The 18,928-nt window shown below is 66.7% G+C and carries 14 protein-coding genes; all 14 read right to left on the reverse strand.

Annotation, left to right across the window (positions count from 1 at the left end):
* Nucleotides 1-5: 5 nt before the first annotated feature.
* The 14 genes from ACFY5D_RS05705 to ACFY5D_RS05770 all read right to left on the reverse strand — a co-directional run bounded on the left by ACFY5D_RS05705 (nt 6) and on the right by ACFY5D_RS05770 (nt 18,918).
* A complete protein-coding gene (locus ACFY5D_RS05705) occupies nt 6-1,148 on the reverse strand; it encodes a GuaB3 family IMP dehydrogenase-related protein (RefSeq protein WP_387526233.1) in 1,143 nt (380 codons plus the stop codon).
* A 116-nt stretch (nt 1,149-1,264) separates the two neighbouring features.
* The gene (locus ACFY5D_RS05710) at nt 1,265-2,506 is read right to left on the reverse strand and encodes a DUF4872 domain-containing protein (RefSeq protein WP_387526236.1); all 1,242 of its coding nucleotides are present in this window, start codon (nt 2,504-2,506) and stop codon (nt 1,265-1,267) included.
* A 153-nt stretch (nt 2,507-2,659) separates the two neighbouring features.
* Nucleotides 2,660-3,478, reverse strand: a complete 819-nt coding sequence (locus tag ACFY5D_RS05715) for a class I SAM-dependent methyltransferase (RefSeq protein WP_387526239.1) — start codon at nt 3,476-3,478, stop codon at nt 2,660-2,662.
* Between the two features lie 309 nt (nt 3,479-3,787).
* Nucleotides 3,788-5,293 (reverse strand): IMP dehydrogenase, encoded by a 1,506-nt coding sequence (guaB, locus tag ACFY5D_RS05720; protein WP_387526242.1) that lies wholly within the window; start codon nt 5,291-5,293, stop codon nt 3,788-3,790.
* A gap of 168 nt (nt 5,294-5,461) precedes the next feature.
* Nucleotides 5,462-6,550, reverse strand: a complete 1,089-nt coding sequence (locus tag ACFY5D_RS05725) for a hypothetical protein (RefSeq protein ID WP_387526245.1) — start codon at nt 6,548-6,550, stop codon at nt 5,462-5,464.
* A 404-nt stretch (nt 6,551-6,954) separates the two neighbouring features.
* Nucleotides 6,955-8,025: a hypothetical protein gene (locus ACFY5D_RS05730; protein ID WP_387526247.1), complete on the reverse strand. Its 1,071-nt coding sequence runs from the start codon at nt 8,023-8,025 to the stop codon at nt 6,955-6,957.
* A gap of 391 nt (nt 8,026-8,416) precedes the next feature.
* The gene (locus ACFY5D_RS05735) at nt 8,417-9,043 is read right to left on the reverse strand and encodes a hypothetical protein (RefSeq protein ID WP_387526250.1); all 627 of its coding nucleotides are present in this window, start codon (nt 9,041-9,043) and stop codon (nt 8,417-8,419) included.
* Nucleotides 9,044-9,217: 174 nt separating this feature from the next.
* Entirely contained in the window at nt 9,218-10,879 is a 1,662-nt protein-coding gene (locus tag ACFY5D_RS05740) for a glycoside hydrolase family 10 protein (protein ID WP_387526253.1), read from the reverse strand.
* Nucleotides 10,880-11,007: 128 nt separating this feature from the next.
* Nucleotides 11,008-13,098: an acyltransferase family protein gene (locus tag ACFY5D_RS05745; RefSeq protein WP_387526256.1), complete on the reverse strand. Its 2,091-nt coding sequence runs from the start codon at nt 13,096-13,098 to the stop codon at nt 11,008-11,010.
* Between the two features lie 217 nt (nt 13,099-13,315).
* The gene (gene groL / locus ACFY5D_RS05750) at nt 13,316-14,929 is read right to left on the reverse strand and encodes a chaperonin GroEL (RefSeq protein WP_387526259.1); all 1,614 of its coding nucleotides are present in this window, start codon (nt 14,927-14,929) and stop codon (nt 13,316-13,318) included.
* A 61-nt stretch (nt 14,930-14,990) separates the two neighbouring features.
* Nucleotides 14,991-15,287, reverse strand: a complete 297-nt coding sequence (groES, locus tag ACFY5D_RS05755) for a co-chaperone GroES (protein WP_071213005.1) — start codon at nt 15,285-15,287, stop codon at nt 14,991-14,993.
* Nucleotides 15,288-15,469: 182 nt separating this feature from the next.
* Nucleotides 15,470-15,736 carry a carbon storage regulator CsrA gene (gene csrA, locus ACFY5D_RS05760; RefSeq protein WP_387526262.1) on the reverse strand — a complete coding sequence of 89 codons (267 nt, stop codon included), beginning with the start codon at nt 15,734-15,736 and terminating at the stop codon, nt 15,470-15,472.
* Between the two features lie 40 nt (nt 15,737-15,776).
* A complete protein-coding gene (locus ACFY5D_RS05765; protein WP_387526265.1) occupies nt 15,777-16,886 on the reverse strand; it encodes a hypothetical protein in 1,110 nt (369 codons plus the stop codon).
* Nucleotides 16,864-18,918, reverse strand: a complete 2,055-nt coding sequence (locus tag ACFY5D_RS05770; protein ID WP_387526268.1) for a flagellar biosynthesis protein FlhA — start codon at nt 18,916-18,918, stop codon at nt 16,864-16,866. Before ACFY5D_RS05770 ends, ACFY5D_RS05765 begins: the two co-directional genes overlap by 23 nt.
* Between the last annotated feature and the right edge of the window lie 10 nt (nt 18,919-18,928).

Below are 18,928 nucleotides of genomic sequence, written 5' to 3' on the forward strand. Positions count from 1 at the left end.
CGGTGCTAGTCGGCTTCGTAGGGCGAAACGACGACGTCCACGCGCTGGAATTCCTTCAGGTCCGAGTAGCCGGTGGTGGCCATCGAGCGGCGCAGCGCGCCTACCAGGTTGGAAGTTCCGTTGGTGTGGTGCGACGGGCCGAAGAGCAGCTGCTCCAGCGGCGCGACGGTGCCGACATCGACCCGGTCCCCGCGGGGGTTGTTCTCGTGGGTGGCTTCCATGCCCCAGTGCCAGCCGGCGCCCGGTGCCTCCTCGGCGCGGGCCAGGGCGGTGCCCAGCATCACGGCGTCGGCGCCCATGGCGATGGCCTTGACGATGTCGCCGCTGGTGCCCAGGCCGCCGTCGGCGATCACGTGCACGTAGCGTCCGCCGGACTCGTCCAGGTAGTCGCGGCGTGCGGCCGCGACGTTGGAGATGGCGGTGGCCATCGGCGCGTGGATGCCCAGCGCGCGGCGGGTGGTGCCGGAGGCGCCGCCGCCGAAGCCGACCAGCACGCCGGCTGCGCCGGTGCGCATCAGGTGCAGGGCCGGGGTGTATCCGGCCGCGCCGCCCACGATGACCGGGACGTCGAGCTCGTAGATGAACTGCTTGAGGTTCAGCGGCTCGTGGTTCTTGGACACGTGCTCGGCCGAGACCGTGGTGCCGCGGATGACGAAGATGTCAACGCCGGCGGCGACGACGGTCTTGTAGTGTTCCTGGGTGCGCTGCGGGGTCAGCGATCCGGCAACCGTCACGCCGGCGTCGCGGATTTCCGCGAGGCGGGCGGTGATCAGCTCGGGCTGGATCGGTGCCGAGTACAGTTCCTGCAGGCGGCGGGTGATGGCCGGGTCGAAGTCGCCGTTGGCGGACTTCAGCGCGGCGATTTCCTCGAGCACCTTGGTCGGGTCCTCGTAGCGGGTCCAGAGGCCCTCGAGGTTCAGCACGCCGAGGCCGCCGAGCTTGCCCAGGGCGATCGCCGTGGCCGGGGACATGACCGAGTCCATGGGTGCGCCGATGATGGGGGTCTCGAACGCGTATGCGTCGATCTGCCACTTCACCGATACATCGTGCGGGTCACGGGTGCGACGGTTGGGAACAATCGCCACATCGTCAAGGGAGTAAGCCTGGGCTGCGCGCTTGGAGCGGCCGATTTCAATCTCATAAGTCACCGAACCAGCCTACCAGCCCGGGTGCGCGGCGGGCGTGCCGGTGTCGCGCGGCACGCCCGCTGGTGAAACATCCCCCGGGACAGGTCGATCGGGAGAGCCCCGTCGGGATGGTTCGACTAGGAGAGGTCTGCCAGGGTTTGCGCCAGTGCGGTGGCGGCGGCTTCCTCGGCCTGGGCAATGACCTCGAGCTGGTCGGCCAGCGTGGCGAAGTGGGCCGAGCGGTCTGCCGCGGCAATGTCCGGGTCGATCAGGTCCGTGAAGACGATCCAGTCCTGGGCCAGGTGCGCGTAGTCGGACGCATGCGCGGCCAGCGGCTCGAGGCCCGGCAGCGTGGCGGCCTCGGTGAGGAAGTCCGCGTACTGTCCGCGCAGGGCGCCGACGCCGCCGAAGCGGGTGTCCGTGAGGAAGCCGAGGATCTGGTTCAGGCCGGATTCCAGGCGTGCCGGGTCATCGAAGATCTGTGTCCAGCCCTTCTTGGTGGTGGTGTCGCGCAGGCGCTCGGCCCAGTTGACCATGCCGGCGACGCCGAAGTTCTTGGCGAAGTGTGCGGGGATGCCCTCTAGCTCGCGGGTGCCCAGCAGGCGCCCGGTGGTCTGGGCGACGGCCTCGCGGACGCTTGCCGCAAGGGCGGCGGCGCTCGGGCCGGTGCTGGTCGGGATCCAGGCCTGCCAGTGCTTGTCCTTCTTGCGCTTGGCGCGGGCGAAGGCCAGGTCCTCCGGGCTGATCGGGGTCAGCGAGCCGGATCCGTCGTCGATCAGCAGGTCGTCCCCGTGTTCGCCGACGACGACCAGGTCGATGGAGTCCGATTCCTCGACGGCGTCCCCGTCGACCCACGGCAGGGCGGCGACGGAGGCGCGCACCACCACGGCGCGGCCGGCATCGAGCCCGGCATCCAGGTAGTCGGCGGCGAGGCGGGCACTGCCGGTGGTGCGCTCGTTGACCTTGGCGCCGCAACGGGCCAGCAGGTTGGAGGTGTAGGGCTCCGGGTGCGCGCGGGTGACGACCGTTGCGGTGGTGACGTCCTCGTACTGGAAGGTGAAGACCATGAAGCCGATGCCCCCGGCCAGGCCCGCCAGCAGCGCCTCGGACATCGGTTCCTTGGTGAGCGGGTGGGTCACCCCCGCCTGGGTCAGCACGCGGTGCCAGAGGGCGGCGTCGTACTGGGTGACGTTGTCCGGGGCCGGGTACTCGGGGAGTTCGGCCTCCTCGGCCAGCGCGGCGGCCTCCGCGGCCTCCAGCGCATTGGCGGGGCGCCCGGGCTTGGCGGAGAGGATGTGCTTGCGGGCAGTGGTGTAGCTTTCACCGGTGCGGGCCATGCGGTCGCGGGTGAGCTTCTTCAAGTTTTTAGGCTGAGCCATGGTGTTGTCCTTCTTGCGTGCGCGGGGGCGCGGGTTTCTCCCGCACGCCAGGGGGCAGCGCCACTGCAACATTCTACGTGGGAGCCTCAAATCATGCTTGCCTGCCGTTTTCCGCCCGATGCCGGCCGGGTGCCGCGGCCGGCTCGACGGCGCCTAGACCGGACGGACGGCGACGAGCAGCCGCGGCGCGATGGCCCCGGACTTCATGGCCTTGACTGCGTTGCCGATCCTGCCCGCGGGATCGCTGCCCAGCAGGATCGGGGCGTCCAGCGGTGAGGCGGTTCCGCGTGGGGAGCCGCCCTGTTCGGCCATGAGCTTCAGCACGAGTGCGCTGCGGTCGTTGTCCTCGGTGACGATGAACCCTGCCGCGCGCAGTTGGTTTCGGTAGGCCTCGTCCGATTCCACGTAGGAACTCTGCGCCTCGTCGGCCCAGGGCATCGGGTAGTCGATCGTGTTGGTTCCCATGAGGTCGTAGATCCCGAACACTCCCCCGGGCCGCAGCAGGCGGTGCACCTCCGCGAACACCGCGGCCTTGTCGGCAATGTTCATCCCCACGTGGATCATGGTCGCCGCGTCAAAGGTGCCGCTGGGAAGCCCCGTGTTCTGCGCGGGCGCCTGGACCATGGTGATGGAACCGGCCATGCCGCACGCCGCGTTCAGCTCCCGGGCCAGGACCACAAACTCGTTCGTGACATCGACCCCCGTCACCACGGCGCCGAGCGTCGCGAAGGCCCTGGCGGGACCGCCGATGCCGCTGCCCACATCCAGCACCCGGGTGCCCAGCCCGATGCCCACGGCCTGGGCGACATCCAGGGTGGCGGCCTTGCCTCCGCTGTGGAAGTGGTCAGCTTCCCCCAGATCGGCCGGCTGCAACACCGCCGGTTCCTTTCCGGCACTCCTCAGCGCGGCGTGGAGACGTTCGCGCAGGTCCCCGGTGGTGTAACGACTGATGGATTGTTCGGTGTCGCTCATCGCCAACTCCTTGACCAGATGGGCCCGGTTCCCGCGAGTCGCGGCGTCGTCAACCCACCATTTGACCCCATGATAGGCCTTGGCCTGCCCGCAGTCACCGGTGGCAGGGCACTCTGCCCGGAAACGGTCCTCGCCCCGCTCGGCTGCGTCGCCTCCTCCCGGACATCCGGGCCAACGCCTTGCGTGCAGCGCGTGGAGGGGGAAACCTCGTGGCGGCGCAATGCCACCACGGAGGGGCCCGCAAACGGCCAAAGGCCCCGTTTGTCCCCCGGAAGGGGAAGAAACGAGGCCTTTGTTGAGGACTGAGTCTTAGCGCGAACGGTAGTTCGGGGCCTCGACGGTCATCATGATGTCGTGCGGGTGCGATTCCTTCAGGCCCGCGGCCGTGATGCGAACGAACTTGCCGCGGTTCTTCAGTTCTTCGATGTTGTGGCCGCCCACATAGAACATGGTCTGGCGCAGGCCGCCGACCAGCTGGTGTGCCACTGCGGACAGCGGGCCGCGGTACGGGACCTGGCCTTCGATGCCCTCGGGGATGAGCTTCTCGTTGGACGGAACGTCCGACTGGAAGTAGCGGTCCTTGGAGTAGGAGGTGTTCTTGCCGCGGGTTTCCATGGCGCCCAGCGAACCCATGCCGCGGTAGGCCTTGAACTGCTTGCCGTTCATGAAGACCAGGTCGCCCGGGGATTCGGCGGTGCCGGCGAGCAGCGAACCGAGCATGACGGAGTCAGCGCCTGCAACCAGGGCCTTTCCGATGTCGCCCGAGTGCTGCAGGCCGCCGTCGGCGATGACCGGCACGCCGGCCGGGATGGCTGCCTTGGCTGCCTCGTAGATGGCGGTGACCTGGGGTACGCCAACGCCTGCAACGATGCGGGTGGTGCAGATGGAGCCCGGGCCCACGCCGACCTTGATGGCGTCGGCGCCGGCGTCGATCAGTGCCTGTGCGCCCTCGCGGGTTGCAGCCTGGCCGCCGATGACGTCGACGTGTGCCGCCGCCGGATCCTTCTTCAGGCGGGCGATCATGTCCAGCACGCCCTGGGAGTGGCCGTTGGCGGTGTCGACAACGAGCACGTCGACGCCGGCGTCGATCAGGGACATGGCGCGGTCGTAGCCTTCGCCGAAGAAGCCGACGGCTGCGCCGACGCGCAGGCGGCCGTCTTCGTCCTTGGTGGCCAGCGGGTACTGCTCTGCCTTGTCGAAGTCCTTGACCGTGATCAGGCCCTGCAGCACGTCGTTGCCGTCGACCAGCGGGAGCTTCTCGATGCGGTGCTTGCCCAGCAGCGCGATGACTTCCTCGCGGCTGACGCCGACCTTGGCGGTGATCAACGGCATGGCCGTCATGACTTCGTAGACCTTGGTGGTCATGTAGTTTTCGCGCGGCACAAAGCGCGTGTCGCGGTTGGTGATGATGCCCAGCAGCTTGCGGTTCTCATCGACGACCGGCAGGCCGGAAACGCGGTAGTGGGCGCACAGGTCGTCCCACTCGGCGAGGGTTGCACCCGGGTTCACGGTGACCGGGTCGGTGATCATGCCCGACTCGCTGCGCTTGACCTGGTCCACGTGCTTGACCTGGTCCTCGATGGACAGGTTGCGGTGGATGATGCCGATGCCGCCCTGGCGGGCCAGTGCGATGGCCATCGGGGCCTCGGTAACGGTGTCCATCGCCGCGGAAATCAACGGGATGTTGATGTTGATTCGCTTGGTCAGGCGCGTGGTTGTATCCGCCTCGGAAGGAATCACATCCGTCGGGCCAGGAAGCAGCAAGACATCGTCGTAGGTGAGGCCTTCAAAGGCAAAGGGGTTGAACTCAGTCACGGTGGACCTTTCACGCCGGTGCGGGGATTGATTACATCCTAGAACGGTTCCGGGGTTGGCGACATTCCCTTTGGAGCAGGTGTGGTGAACACAACGTTTTCGACCGACACACCGGCGTGTCCAAAATCGGTTTGTGACGTGGTCGGCGAGCACAATCATGGGCTGCGGTCACGCAGTTTCGGGCCGGTCCCTGCGGACGAAATCGACCACCATCTGCCAGACGGCCACCAACTCGTTCGGAATCAGAGCCGCGGCAAGAACGCCAACGGCAACAAGCCAGGTAAGGACCATGGGCAGTGCGTCCAACGCCCTGTCCATGGGGCCCGGTTCTTCGGCGATCTCGGCGGGAATCAGTCGTTCAGGGTCCATCGGATCCACCACCACGGCGATCGTTTCTCCCGGCTCGTGGGAACCGGCGTCGCGCAGTGGGTATGCCAACTCGACCATCGCCGTCTCGTGGCGAACAAAGGGATTCCTCCCGTCGTCCGCGTAATCCAACAGTGTCACCTGCACCGTGGTTCCGTTGTTGACAATCTGCCGGTCGCGGCCAAGATGCTCATTCATGCTCAGGTTCAGGGCAAGGAACCCCAGGGACAGGGCGATGACGCAGGCGCTCATGATGGTGCCGCGAACACGGACATCGGTGTCGATGAACGCGGTCCACCATTGCACCAGTGCGGCCTTCTTCCATTCCCACCATTTTTCCATTCGGTAAACCGGCGAGCGCGACTCCTCCCTGCGTGCCCGGCCCGGGGCGCCGTCGGCCAAAGTGGTGGGGCGCCGGGGCTTCGTAACGGCGGGCCTGTCGTCCAACAGGAGCACGCGATAACAGATCAAGAAGGCCATCAAGCCAAAAACCGCGCCGAAGGCGATGCCGAACCAGGTTTCGAAGGCTCCGTACTCCTGCCATTCCTGCCCGGGGGCCACCACCAAGAAACGTTCGGGGCTTTCCGGGTCTTGGACCACCACAACAGGGGTGCCGACGGGAAATGAAAAATCCAGGTGGCAGGAGGTCTCTGCATCGACGGTTTCCCCGTGCAGCTCGATGCCCATGCTGCACTCGTGGGGGTCTTCGGCGAGCAGCGTCCCCTGTTCCGTGTTCTGGGTCCGCACGATCGCCACGTCTCGAGCGTGCATGCGGCTTAGCTCGTTGGAAATTACCACGGGTATGAAAAACATCAGGCACATGAGTGCCCAGGAAATCACCCAGCGCAACGGACGGCGGATGCGCCACAACCGGCTTTGGATGCGTTTCATGAACGCATGAACGTAGTTCCGCACCGCCAGCAACGCCAGAACGCACCAGAGAAAGCGAGCCAGGAACCCATGGATGAACGATCTCCACCACCCGTCGCCGGGTATCGCACCGTCTTCGCCGTGTCTGCCCAAAGGTTGCGCCTGTCGCTCCGACCGGATTGCGGCGGGTTCATTTCATGTGGCCACATTCAGGGTATGGGTCGCTCGGTGGCCTTCGTCATTGTGACGTCGGTGAGTCTGTTGGCGTTTTCAAGCCCCTCGTCACTTGGGACTTCGCGCATCACAGGCCTTGGGGCGGCCGGACCGTCGAAGCGGGGTTCCCGACCGGATCCAGGCCGCGAAGCCGTTCCCCCCTGCTCCTGTGGATCGGTTCTCCTTGAATCTCCCCTTGAGATTCCCGAAGGTCAGTGGCGGGGCTTGGGTCGACCCCTGCGCAGGAACACGTCGAATGCCTCGCCCACAGCAGCAAGCTCGCGAGGAATCAGCATCCACCCGAGGAACCCGACGACTGCGATCCAGAGAATGATCATCGGCACATTGTCCAATACCGTCCCCAACAGGCCACGAGAGTCCGCCAGCTCTGCCGGGATCAGCCGTTCGGCGATATGAGGGTCTTCGACCACGGGGACCGTCTCCCCGATGTTGCGGAAGATTTCCCATCGCAAGCCATAGTCGAGTTCAACGGCTTGCGTGCCGAAGCGAACCACCGGGTTCATGCCCTTGCCGCCGAAATCGATCAGCGTGGTGTTCACGATGGGTTGGGTCTTGGCCAAGGTCTCGTCGTGGGCCAGGTCTGCATTCATGCCGGCTCCAAGGACCATGAACGCCCCTGTCACGACAATGACCAGCGCACCGAGGATCGTTCCGCGGATCCGGACGTCCATGTCGACGAAATTGATCCAACCCTTGCCCGCGGCTTCCTTCCTGGACTCCCAGGATTTCCCGAAGCGATCCAACGCCGCGGACGCCGCGGCGTTGGGCTGGTGTTCCGGCGCGCCAGCCGCAGGGTCCGCGGGCTGTTGGTCCAGCGGGGACTCGGGCCTGTCCGGGTGCAGCAGTATGTGGTATCCGATCCACACAACCAGGAGCGCAATCACCGAACTGGCAATGATGCCGAACCAGATGTCGTCGGAAGTTGCCTCGTGCCAGTCCTGCCCTGGAGAAACCGCCAGTCGTCGTTCGGAGTCTTCCGGATCCCGGACCACGGAGACCTTCGTTCCCGCGGGGAATGAAGAGCTGGTGTTGCACGAGGTTCCCGCGTCCACGCGCTGCCCGTGCAGGTCGATCTCCATCCGGCAGGCCGCATAGTCTTCCTCGACGAGAACGCCTTCGTCTGCGACTTGCGTGGTGATGATGGCGAAATCCCGTTTGTTGCCTTCCGCCGTGGCCGCGACAATCAGGCAGCCGATGACGAGGGTGAGGACTCCCAACGCCCCGCAGATGAGCCAGCGCCGCGAACGCCTGATCCCCCACACACGGTCTGCGGCGTCTGAAAAGAAATCCCCGATCGGTTCGAACAGGTGTTTGTGCCACCATGCAAGGAACGGCAGAAACTCATCTCCGAATTCCCCCGATTTGTTTCCGTAGGGTCTTTGCTCCCCTCCGCTATGTCTGCCCACAGTCTATTTCCTTGGTCGTTCCCTGAGCCCGGCCATCTAGTTCATGCCGGGTAACCAGAATATGGCCAATTTCTCAGGCCTTGTTGAGCCGACGATTTGGGACGCATGCGATTCATACGCTCGGCAATTAGTTTGCCGGCTACTGCCGGCCCGCGCGGAATATGATCGGCACCGCGAATGAATCCAACGCCGCGCACGTGGTTTCGGGTCGTGGTACCGGAAATCTCGATCGGGAACAGCCGTGGGTCTACGGTCGGCGTCTTTTCCCCGTCCCGGGAGGCATCTGCAATATCTTGCCGACCCTGACATCAACGAACTTGGCCATGCGCCCGAATTCATCGGCCAGCAGCAGATACACAGGCCCTGCCGCCAACACGATCGGAAGGCCGAATCCCATCAGCACGACGGCTAGGCGGCCCCAAGCCGAATTCCAAGGACCTACTTCAAAGTCGACGGGTACAACGATTTCGTGATCCGCCGGATCGCGAACTACCTTGATCTGTTCCCCCTGCGCCGGCAGCGGGTTGCTCTCCAGCTGGATGGCGAGCTCCTCACGCTGTCCCCTGATTTCGACCCATTGCTCGCGCCCCGCGCGTGGCCTCCAAGGTCCTTGGTACCAGGTCGCGGAAAAATGGGGTTCGGCGGCCACAAGTTCCCGATAGTGCTGGCGGTGCTGGTATCCGGAAACCGTGATCGCATTTCCTGCAAACACTGCCGCAGCAATCATCAGGCAAGCCACCGTCCAGCGGATCGTCCGCGGCAGCTCCATGAACCAGAAAAGGCAGTCTTCCGCGAAAATCGCTGCATAGTCCCGGAGTCGCGGTGCCATGTACCCTTCCGGTTGATGGGCCGCTTTCCTGCGCTGTCGCATCATTTGAGGCGCACCTGCCCATCCAGGGCCTCAGGTTCGAACGCACTGAGCGGGCGTCGTGAGACAAGGCCATCGAAGGCCCCACTAATTGACCCTAGCAACCGGACCCAGTGCGAAGAGCAGGTCGCCATCTGCCCCCCGGGCTTGATCCACCACAGGTTACCCAAGGTCGCCGGTTCAGGCCTTGACGAAGATGGCGCTGGCCTTGGCGGAATCCATTCCCGTCTGGCTGACGGCCTGGATCATGTACCAGTAGCGTTTGCCGCGCACCACCCCGGTGTCCGTCCAGCTCTGGGATGTTGCCGTGCGGGAAACCACCTTGCGCAGGTTTCTGCCAGTGGCCTGGATATTGGGCATCTTGGCGCCCGTGGATTCCCACCTCCAGATGGCGATGTAGCGGATCTTCTCACCCGAGGCCGAGGATTTCCAGCTGAGCTTCACGCCGGATGACGTGCGGACGGCCGAAGTGATCACCGGGGTGTTCGGGCGCGTTGCATGCAGGCCCGGCAACGCCAGCGGCAGGGCCGGGCGGGCGTAGTGGGCGGCGGCAAGGGTGCCCATGGCGTTCAGCGAGTTCGCGCGCACCGAGGTGGCGTTGTAGAAGGCCTGTCCGCGCACCGCCGACACCGACCGGGTCTTGGTCAGGTGGTCGCTCAGTTCGTTCTTGTCGTTCCAGGCCCCGCCGGCGCCAACCCTGTAGGTGGCTTCCCCGATCATGAGCTTCACCGGGGTCCCCGCAACCTGCTTGGCCCACCAATCCACCAGGACGTTGTAGTCCGCGACCGTGAATCCCTGGTTCCAGTAAAGCTGGGGCAGCATGTAGTCGACCCAGTTGTTCTTCACCCAGGCCCGCGAGTCCGCATACAGCGACGTGTAGGCCTCGAACCCCGAGGTTGCCGAGCCAAGGGTGCTGGACGAGCGGTTGCGCCAGATGCCGAAGGGCGAGATCCCGAACACGACCCGTGGCTTGGCCGCGTGGATGGCCTGGTGCACATCCCGGACGAACACGTTGACGTTGTTGCGCCGCCAGTCGGCCACCGAGGTGAACGCCCCCTTGTACGTCTTGTAGGTGGCGGCATCCGGGATGCTGACTCCCGAGACGGGGTAGGGGTAGAAGTAGTCGTCGAAGTGGATTCCGTCCACGTCGTAGCGCTTCACCAGGTCCGTGATGACCGAGATGATGTACTTGCGGACGGCCGGGATCCCCGGGTTGTAGTAGCGCTTGCCGCCGTAGGCGAAGGTCCACGACGGGTTCTTCCGTGCCGGGTGCGTCGGGACCAGCGAGTCCAGGGAAGTGCCCATGGAGACCCGGTACGGGTTGATCCAGGCGTGCAGGCCCAGCGCCCGCTTGTGCGCTTCCTCCACGGCGAAGGCCAACGGGTCGTAGCCGGGGTCCTTGCCCTGGGTGCCGGTGAGGTACCTCGACCACGGCTCGCCGAGGGTCGAGGCCCACATCCTGTCGGCCGTCGGGCGCACCTGCAGCAGCACCGTGTTGAGCCGGCGCTTCACCGCCACGTCCAGCAGCGCGCGCAGCTCCGCCTTCTGCGTTGCGACGGGAAGGCCGGGCTTCGAGGGCCAGTCGACGTTCAGCACGCTGGCCACCCACATCCCGCGGAACTCGGCGCGCGGGTACGTGGCGTTCAGCTTGGTGTTGCGCTTGCCGACCGTGTACACCCGTCCCTGGACCGCGGCCGCGCTCGCCGGGACTACGGTGCCCGCAAGCGGCAGGCTGAGTGCCCCGCCGACCAGCGCGGCGGCGAGGAATCCCCGCCGGTCGCATCCCGGCTGTGCGTCCGGCTCCGCCCGGAGCCGTGGCGTGTCTTGTTCGTCGGCGTACATGGCGCGTCTCCACTTCGGTTGCTGCCCGCCCAGGGGAAAGCACGGGGCGTCATGGGCCCAGCTTAGGTACGCGGACGGGCAGGCGAAAGCATCAACACGTCACAAGTCGCCCATCACCTCCAATGTTTCTAGTCGTTCGGGTCCATGGCCGCGAGGAAGCGGCGCTCGAACTCGGCGCCGGTGCTGCGCGCGTACACGCCGGTGAGGTGCGACTGGTCCATGTAGATCAAGACGTTGCCGACCACCGGGCGGCAGGTGCCCTCGGGGCAGAGCAGGTCCGTCAGGTCCATGGTCGAGAAATTCTCCCCCAAGGTTCCTCCGGCGGTGAGCTCCTCGAGTGGGGAGGTTTCGGCCATCAACTCGGATTCGGGGGCCGAACATTTCTCCGACTCCGCCCCGAACCTGTCCACGCATTCGGGCGGGGAGAGCACGAAACGCGGCGTGTCGCGCAGCCCCACCACCGGTATCCCGGCGTCCAGGATGGGGCGGATGCCCGATTTGTAGTCGGGCACCACGCGTTCCTGTTCCCCGGGGGTGCGTCCCTCCTCGTCGGGGCCAAGAGCCGTGAACGTCCCGACCGTGATGACGGCGTCGGGCTTGTGCCCGAGCACGTAGTCGGAAGCGGCCTCGTTGAACGCGCCGCATTCCTCGCCGCGGGTCTCCGAGGGGCCGCCGAACCGGCATGAGGGCTTGGTCAGCAGGATCCAGCGCCAGCCCTGCTTTTGCGCCATGACATCGACGGCGCCGCTCCAGTGCTGGGCGTGCGAGTCGCCCACCAGGAGGATGGTTTTCTCGGCGTCGGGAGCCCCGCCCTGCTGGCAGTACTCGATGGCGTCACCCTCCGGCGCCCACTCCCCCGCGCAGTCGTCCCCGTAGTTCGACCACTGTTCATCGAGCTTGCTGGTCAGCGGGATCATGACTGCCTGCGGATCGGGGGTCGGGGCGGATCCGGGCCGCAGGGCCTCGGCCCCCGGGTTGTCATAGGGCACCTGCGCGGCGGCGCGGCTTTCCTCGGCACTGACCTGGTGTTCCCAGCCGTTGAGCGGAACCAACACCAGGGCGACGAGTACGGCTATGCCCAGTCCCGCCCGCCGGCGCTTGGCGGCGAGCCACTGCCAGGAACGCAGGGGCGATTCGACGAGTCGCGTGGTGCCCCAAGCCAGCAGCAGGGAGACCAGCATGAGCCCGAGTCCAGCCCCCAGGGAAATGTCCTGGCTTCCGGATTCGACCAGGAAGAAGACCATGACCGGCCAGTGCCACAGGTACAGTGCGTAGGAAAGGTTTCCCAGCCAGCCGAGCGCCGGCAGCGCCAGCAGGCGCTGCACGCCCCACGGGCTGGCGGGCGCCAGGATGACAGCGGCGGCGGCAAGCGTCGGCCACAGCGCCAGGTAGCCGGGGAACTGCTGTTCGACCTGCAGCACCATGCCGCAGGCGAGGATCGCGGCCAGTCCGCCCCAGCCCAGCGGAACGCCGACCCAGCGGGGAACCCTTTCCAGCAGCGGAAGCGCGATGGCCACGAGGGACCCCAGGGCGAACTCCCAGAGCCTTGCCCCGGTGTCGAAGTACGCCCATTCCTGGCGGCTGGCGGTCGTGCCGATCGAGTAGGCCAGCGACGCGGCGAAGACCGCGGAAAACAGCACGGCCATCACCGTGCGGTAGCCCAGGGCCGGGAAGCGAGGCCGCAGTTTCTTCCACAGCAACATGCCCCCGGCCAGGACCAGGGGCCAGAGGATGAAGATCTGCCCCTGGATGGACAGGGACCAGAAGTGCTGCAGCGGGCTTGCCGTGGCATGGTCGGTCGCGTAGTAGTCGACGGAGTCCCGGGCCAGTTGCCAGTTCTGTTGGTAGAACAGGCTGGCGGTGATTTGCTCCATGATCGAGCTCCACCGAGCCTTGGGCAGCAGCGCCATGCTGGCCGCGATGACCGCCAGCAAGACGACGACCGCGGCCGGAAGCAGTCGCCGGAAGACGTTGAGCCAGTAGGAGACCAGGCCTAGCGGCCGTCCGGTCTCCACCCTCCTGACGAAGGAGCCCGTGAGGAAGAAGGCGGAGAGCATCAGGAACACGTCCACGCCGCCGGAAACGCGGCCGAACCAGACGTGGTAAGCCATCACCAAGAGGACCGCCAGCGCACGCAGGCCCTGGAGCTCGGGCCTGAACGCGGCTGGGGCCTTGGCGGTGCCCGGCGCAGCGGGAGATAAGGAAAGCAGGGGGTACATCCTGGGGAGTTGTCTGCATCAAGCAGGTCCGGAACGGTGGACCTGAGTTTTCAACGATAGCAAACGTGGTTTTTTGCCGTGGCAGCGGCCCGTCGTCGCCGATTGCCGCGCAGGTTCCGGCTGCATACGCAAAATGCCGCCGGTTTCCCGGGTTCCCGCGCTGGGCGGGGTCCGGGGACCGGCGGCATTCATGCCGCTGACACGCAGTGGCTACGTGCTAGTGCTTGTGTCCTGCGTGCGAGTCGTCGTCCTCGGCCGGCTTTTCGGCAACCAGGGTTTCGGTGGTCAGCACCAGGGCCGCGATCGATGCCGCGTTGCGCAGCGCCGAACGGGTGACCTTGACCGGGTCGATGACACCGGCGTTGATCAGGTTCTCGTACTCGCCGCTCAGGGCGTTGAAGCCCTCGTTGGCCGGCAACTCGGAGACCTTGGAGATCACCACGAAGCCGTCGAACCCGGCGTTCTGGGCGATCCAGCGCAACGGCTGGACCAGTGCGCGGCGCACGATGCCGACGCCTGCAACCGCGTCGCCGGTCAGGGCGAGCACCGATGCGTCCGTGTCCAGCACTGCAAGCGCGTCGACCAACGCGGTGCCGCCGCCTGCAACGATTCCCTCTTCAAGGGCCGCGCGGGTGGAGGACACAGCGTCTTCGATGCGGTGCTTGCGTTCCTTCAGCTCGACCTCGGTGGCTGCGCCGACCTTGATCACGCCGATGCCGCCGGCCAGCTTGGCCAGGCGCTCGGAGAGCTTTTCGCGATCCCACTCGGAATCGGTGCGGGTCAGTTCGGCCTTCAGCTGCGAGACGCGGTCTGCAACGTCTTCCTCGGTCCCGGCACCGTCAACGATGGTGGTCGAGTCCTTGGTGATGGTGATGCGGCGAGCCGAACCCAGCACCTCGAGGCCCACGGTGTCCAGGGACAGGCCCAGGTCCGGGGAGACGACCTGAGCGCCGGTGATGATGGCGATGTCCTGCAACATGGCCTTGCGGCGGTCGCCGAAGCCCGGTGCCTTGACTGCCACGACGTTGAGCGTGCCGCGGAGCTTGTTCACGACCAGGGTGGAGAGGGCCTCGCCCTCGATGTCCTCGGCAACGATGAACAGCGGCTTGCCGGCGGCCAGCACCTTTTCCAGCAGCGGCAGGAACTCGGCCACGGTGGAGATCTTGCCCGAGTTCACCAGGATCAGCGCGTTTTCGAGGACGGCTTCCTGGCGATCGAGATCGGTGACGAACTGCGGGGACAGGTAGCCCTTGTCGAACTGCATGCCCTCGGTGACAACCAGCTCGGTGGCGGTGGTCGAGGACTCTTCGATCGTGATGACGCCGTCGGTGCCCACGGTGTCGAAGGCCTGGGCCAGCAACTCGCCGATTTCTTCGCTCTGCGCGGAGATGGCTGCAACGTTGGCAACCTGCTTGCCCTCGACCGGAACGGAGTTCTCGGCCAGGCGTGCGGCTACCGCCTCGACGGCAACTTCGATGCCGCGCTTCAGGGACAGCGGGTCGGCTCCGGCCGCGACGTTGCGCAGGCCTTCCTTGACCAGTGCCTGTGCCAGCACGGTGGCGGTGGTGGTGCCGTCGCCGGCAACGTCGTTGGTCTTGGTTGCCACTTCCTTGGCCAGCTGCGCGCCAAGGTTTTCGTAGGCATCTTCAAGTTCGATCTCACGTGCGATGGTCACGCCATCGTTGGTGATGGTCGGCGCGCCCCAGGACTTGGCCAGGACAACGTTGCGACCGCGGGGACCGAGGGTCACCTTGACGGTGTTTGCGAGCTTGTCGATGCCCGCTTCGAGGGCGCGTCGCGCCTCTTCGTTAAAAGCTAGCTGCTTTGCCATGCGTTACTCCTAATAAGCTACATAAAGCCCCGGCCGGGGGCCGGGGCTTTATGAGGAAAAACTACTTTACGACGATGGCCAGGACGTCGCGTGCCGAGAGCACCAGGTACTCTGCACCGCCGACCTTGACTTCGGTTCCGCCGTACTTGGAGTAGATAACGACATCGCCTTCGGCTACGTCTACAGGAACGCGGTTGCCGTTGTCATCGACGCGGCCCGGTCCTACTGCTACGACCTTGCCTTCCTGCGGCTTTTCCTTTGCGGAATCCGGGATGACCAGACCGGAAGCAGTGGTGGTTTCTGCTTCGAGCGGCTGGACGACAATGCGGTCCTCGAGAGGCTTAATGGAGACGGACATCGTCTCTCCTTTGCGTGAGTTACCAATGGTTTACGGGCCGTTGGGGCGATACCAACCGTCGTCGCGGTGCCAGCTGGCGAATTACCTCAGGCTTTACGGCATCCGTTGTTTCAACGAGTGCCACCAATGACTCTAGGCAAGCATTAGCACTCGGTCAAGGCGAGTGCTAATTTCGGGGTCTTTTACGCGCTCGGCGCAGGAGGCCGGGTCGGCTTGGGGGCGGCGGCAAACAGCGCGCGCAGGCGCGCCTCGGCGCCCTTGTCGAGGGCTGCGGCGGCCTCGCGGTTGACCTCGGTCACCGCGGCAACCATCTCCGCGCGCTGGATCTTGATGCCCCGGGGCGCGTCGAAACCGATCTTGATCGAGTCCCCGCGCACGTCGAGGACCGTCACCACGATGTCCTCGCCGATCAGGACCTGTTCTCCGACTTTCCGGGTAAGTACCAGCACTGCACAATCATAGCCCAGCCACGCGGTTGGACCGGCCCGCCTAGGGGGTCGGGGCGGTGACGTCGAAAACGGGGAATCCCAAGTCCAGCACGGATTCCGGGCTGAGCGTCTCGTTGCAGTGCAGCGCGACAACCGCGTAGACACGATGGCGCGCGGAGACGTGCCCGACCCATGCCGCGGTGTCCTCGCCCTTGCGTCCGGCATCGACGGCGACCCACAGCTGGTCGGGACCCAGGATGTCCAGCAATTCCACCTGATCCCGCAGCGGCTGCAGCGGATTCAGCGCCACGGAGACGACCAGCGGCTCCTGCGCCTCGACCGCCGCAGCGCGCGCCTTGAGGACGCCTCGCCGGTCCGTGATGGGCTGGTGCTTGGCCGCATCGGCATCGAACTTCCGGGCCAGCTCCCCGGCCGGGCGCCGCAGGGCCGACTCGGCGCCGAGCTGTGCGCCCGCAATGACGCCGTCGCCCCACAGCCCGATGACGGCCACGAGGTCCCCCGGGCCGTCCAGCGGCGAGGGCAGGATGTCGCGGTGGGAGGGAACCTGCGACGGGATTGCCCGGGATGGATCGCCGCGATTCGGATCGGCCACCGGCGCGGGCGGGCGTCCGGAGGCGAGCCGGGCTGGCAAGGATCCGTCCGCTCCTGGCACGGCGGCGCGGGCACCCGTCGGCGGTTCGAAGGCGAAACTTTCCCCGTCGAGCAGACGCATGAATTCCCCGGCGCGGCCCTGCGGACTCGCGGACGTGCCCGGGGGCGCGGGGGCATCCGAGGGCCCCCGGCGGCCGCCGCTGGGCGTTGCAAGCAATTCCTCCTGCGCATCCGCGCGCTCGAGCAACGAGGCCATGCCGGCCCCCGGGTCCGTGGCGGGCACGGGGGCAACCCGTTTCACCGCGGGTTCGATCGCGGCCCGGACCTCGGCGGCCCGCTTCTCGGCGCGGCGCAGCACCGCCGGGGCCGGCGGGACCGCGGGATCGTCGTCGGGCACCTCGACGATGGCCTCGATGTAGCGCCGGGCCATGAACTTCCCGAACCCGCCCTGGCTCACGCGTTCGGCGGAGGCGATCCGGGCCGTGGGCCCGAACTCCCGCTCGATGCGTTCCCTGAGCTCGCCCAGGTTCTCGGCCTCAAGCCGATATTGCGTCGGCACCGCGCACCACCCCCACGGTCTCGATGTCGGCCCCGCCGACCGTCGCCTCCTGGTAGGACAGCACGGCCAGGCCGCCGCCCTGCCCGCCGACCAGCCGGCGCACCGCGGGGCGCAGCGCCGGCGCGCACACCAGCACGGCGGAGAGCCCGCTGTTTTCCAGCTGCCCCACGAGGTCCTTGACCGAGGCCAGCACGGCCTCCAGCCGGTGGGCGTCGAGCATGATCTGGCTGCCCAGTTCCGAGGGGCGCAATCCCTCCAACATGGCTTGTTCGAGCACCGGGTCGATCATGATGACCCGCAGCGTGTTGCCCTCCAGGTGGGTCGCGGCGATCGCCGGGCCCAGCGCGCCGCGGGCGGCCTCGATCAGGCCCTCCGGGTCGGTGCTGGCCTTGGCCCGCAGGGACAGCGATTCGTAGATGCGCTGCAGGTCGTTGATCGGCACGCCCTCCAGCAGCAGGCCCTGCAGCACGCGCTGCACCTCGGCCAGGGACAGCAGCGCGGGCACCAGTTCCTCCACGGCGGAGGGGTTGACCTCGCGCACCGAGTCGGTCAGCACGCGCACGTCCTCGCGGGTGAGCAGGCGCGGGGCGTGGGTGTGCACGATCGAGGACAGGTGGGTGACGATCACCGAGACCCTGTCGATCGTGGTGGCCCCGGCCATCTCCGCGTTGTGCCGCAGCTCCGCCGGGATCCACTTGCCGGCCAGCCCGAAGACCGGCTCCACCACGGAGGCGCCGGGCAGCGAGTCCAGGTGGTCGCCCAGGGCCAGGATCTTCCCGCGCGGGGCCGTGCCCCGCCCGGCCTCCACCCCGGCGATCCGGATCACGTAGGTGGCCGGCGGCAGGTCCACCGAGTCGCGGGTGCGCACCGGGGGCAGCACCAGGCCCAGTTCCATGGCCACGCGCCGGCGCAGGGCGCGCACGCGGGCCAGCAGGTCGTCGCCTCCCCCGTTGACGACGTCCACCAGGTCCGGCGCCAGCTGGATCTCCAGGGCGTGCACCCGCATCTTCTCGATCAGGTCCTCGGTGGTTTCCTTCTGCGGCACGGCGGCCTCGTTCTGCGCCTGCACGGCCGCCAACGATGCGTCCTTGGCCTTCTGCGCCTTGATGCGCTGCGCGGCGAAGATCAGCAGGCAGCCGATCAGCACGAACGGCAACTTGGGCATGCCCGGCACCAGGGCCAGCGCGATGGCCGCGGCGCCGGCGATCAGCAGCGCGGTGCGCGACTGCGCCAGCTGGGCCGAGGCCGTGGACCCCATGTCGTCGGACGCGTTGGAGCGGGTCACGATCATGCCGGTGGACACGGCCATCAGCAGCGCAGGGATCTGCGTGGCGAGCCCGTCGCCGATGGTCAGCAGCGCATAGGTGTTCAGCGCCTCGCCGACGCCCATGCCGCGCTGCACCATGCCGATCGCGATGCCGCCGACCAGGTTGATGATGATGATGATGACGCCGGCGATCGCGTCGCCCTTGACGAACTTGGACGCGCCGTCCATGGCGCCGTAGAAGTCGGCCTCCGCGGCGACCTCCGCGCGGCGCTCGCGCGCCTGGGTGTCGGTGATCAGGCCCGCGTTCAGGTCGGCGTCGATCGCCATCTGCTTGCCCGGCATGGCGTCGAGGGTGAAGCGCGCGCCGACCTCGGCGACGCGCTCGGCGCCCTTGGTGACCACCACGAACTGGATGACGACCAGGATCAGGAAGATCACGCAGCCGATGATCAGCGAGCCGCCCACGGCGATGTGGCCGAACGCGGCGATCACCTCGCCGGCGTAGCCGTTGCCCAGCACCAGGCGGGTGGAGGCGACGTTCAGGCCCAGGCGCAGCAGCGTGGCCACCAGCAGCATCGAGGGGAAGACGGAGAAATCCAGCGGCCGCTTGGCGAACATGGTGGTCAACAGGATGACCAGGGCCAGCAGGATGGAGACGGCGATCAGCCCGTCGAGCAGCGCGGCGGGGATCGGAACCACCAGGAGCATGATGATGCCCACCACGCCCAGCGGGACGGCGATCTTGGAGAAACTCGCAAATTTCATGGGGTTTGTT

Source organism: Paeniglutamicibacter sp. NPDC012692, assembly GCF_042901625.1.
GTDB lineage: Bacteria > Actinomycetota > Actinomycetes > Actinomycetales > Micrococcaceae > Paeniglutamicibacter.

Coding starts and splice junctions, on each gene's coding strand:
- ACFY5D_RS05710 (WP_387526236.1), bottom strand. CDS start 2,506: ATGGCTCAGCCTAAAAACTTGAAGAAGCTCACCCGCGACCGCATGGCC.
- ACFY5D_RS05715 (WP_387526239.1), bottom strand. CDS start 3,478: ATGAGCGACACCGAACAATCCATCAGTCGTTACACCACCGGGGACCTG.
- ACFY5D_RS05725 (WP_387526245.1), bottom strand. CDS start 6,550: ATGAAACGCATCCAAAGCCGGTTGTGGCGCATCCGCCGTCCGTTGCGC.
- ACFY5D_RS05735 (WP_387526250.1), bottom strand. CDS start 9,043: ATGATGCGACAGCGCAGGAAAGCGGCCCATCAACCGGAAGGGTACATG.
- ACFY5D_RS05740 (WP_387526253.1), bottom strand. CDS start 10,879: ATGTACGCCGACGAACAAGACACGCCACGGCTCCGGGCGGAGCCGGAC.
- ACFY5D_RS05745 (WP_387526256.1), bottom strand. CDS start 13,098: ATGTACCCCCTGCTTTCCTTATCTCCCGCTGCGCCGGGCACCGCCAAG.
- groL (WP_387526259.1), bottom strand. CDS start 14,929: ATGGCAAAGCAGCTAGCTTTTAACGAAGAGGCGCGACGCGCCCTCGAA.
- groES (WP_071213005.1), bottom strand. CDS start 15,287: ATGTCCGTCTCCATTAAGCCTCTCGAGGACCGCATTGTCGTCCAGCCG.
- ACFY5D_RS05770 (WP_387526268.1), bottom strand. CDS start 18,918: ATGAAATTTGCGAGTTTCTCCAAGATCGCCGTCCCGCTGGGCGTGGTG.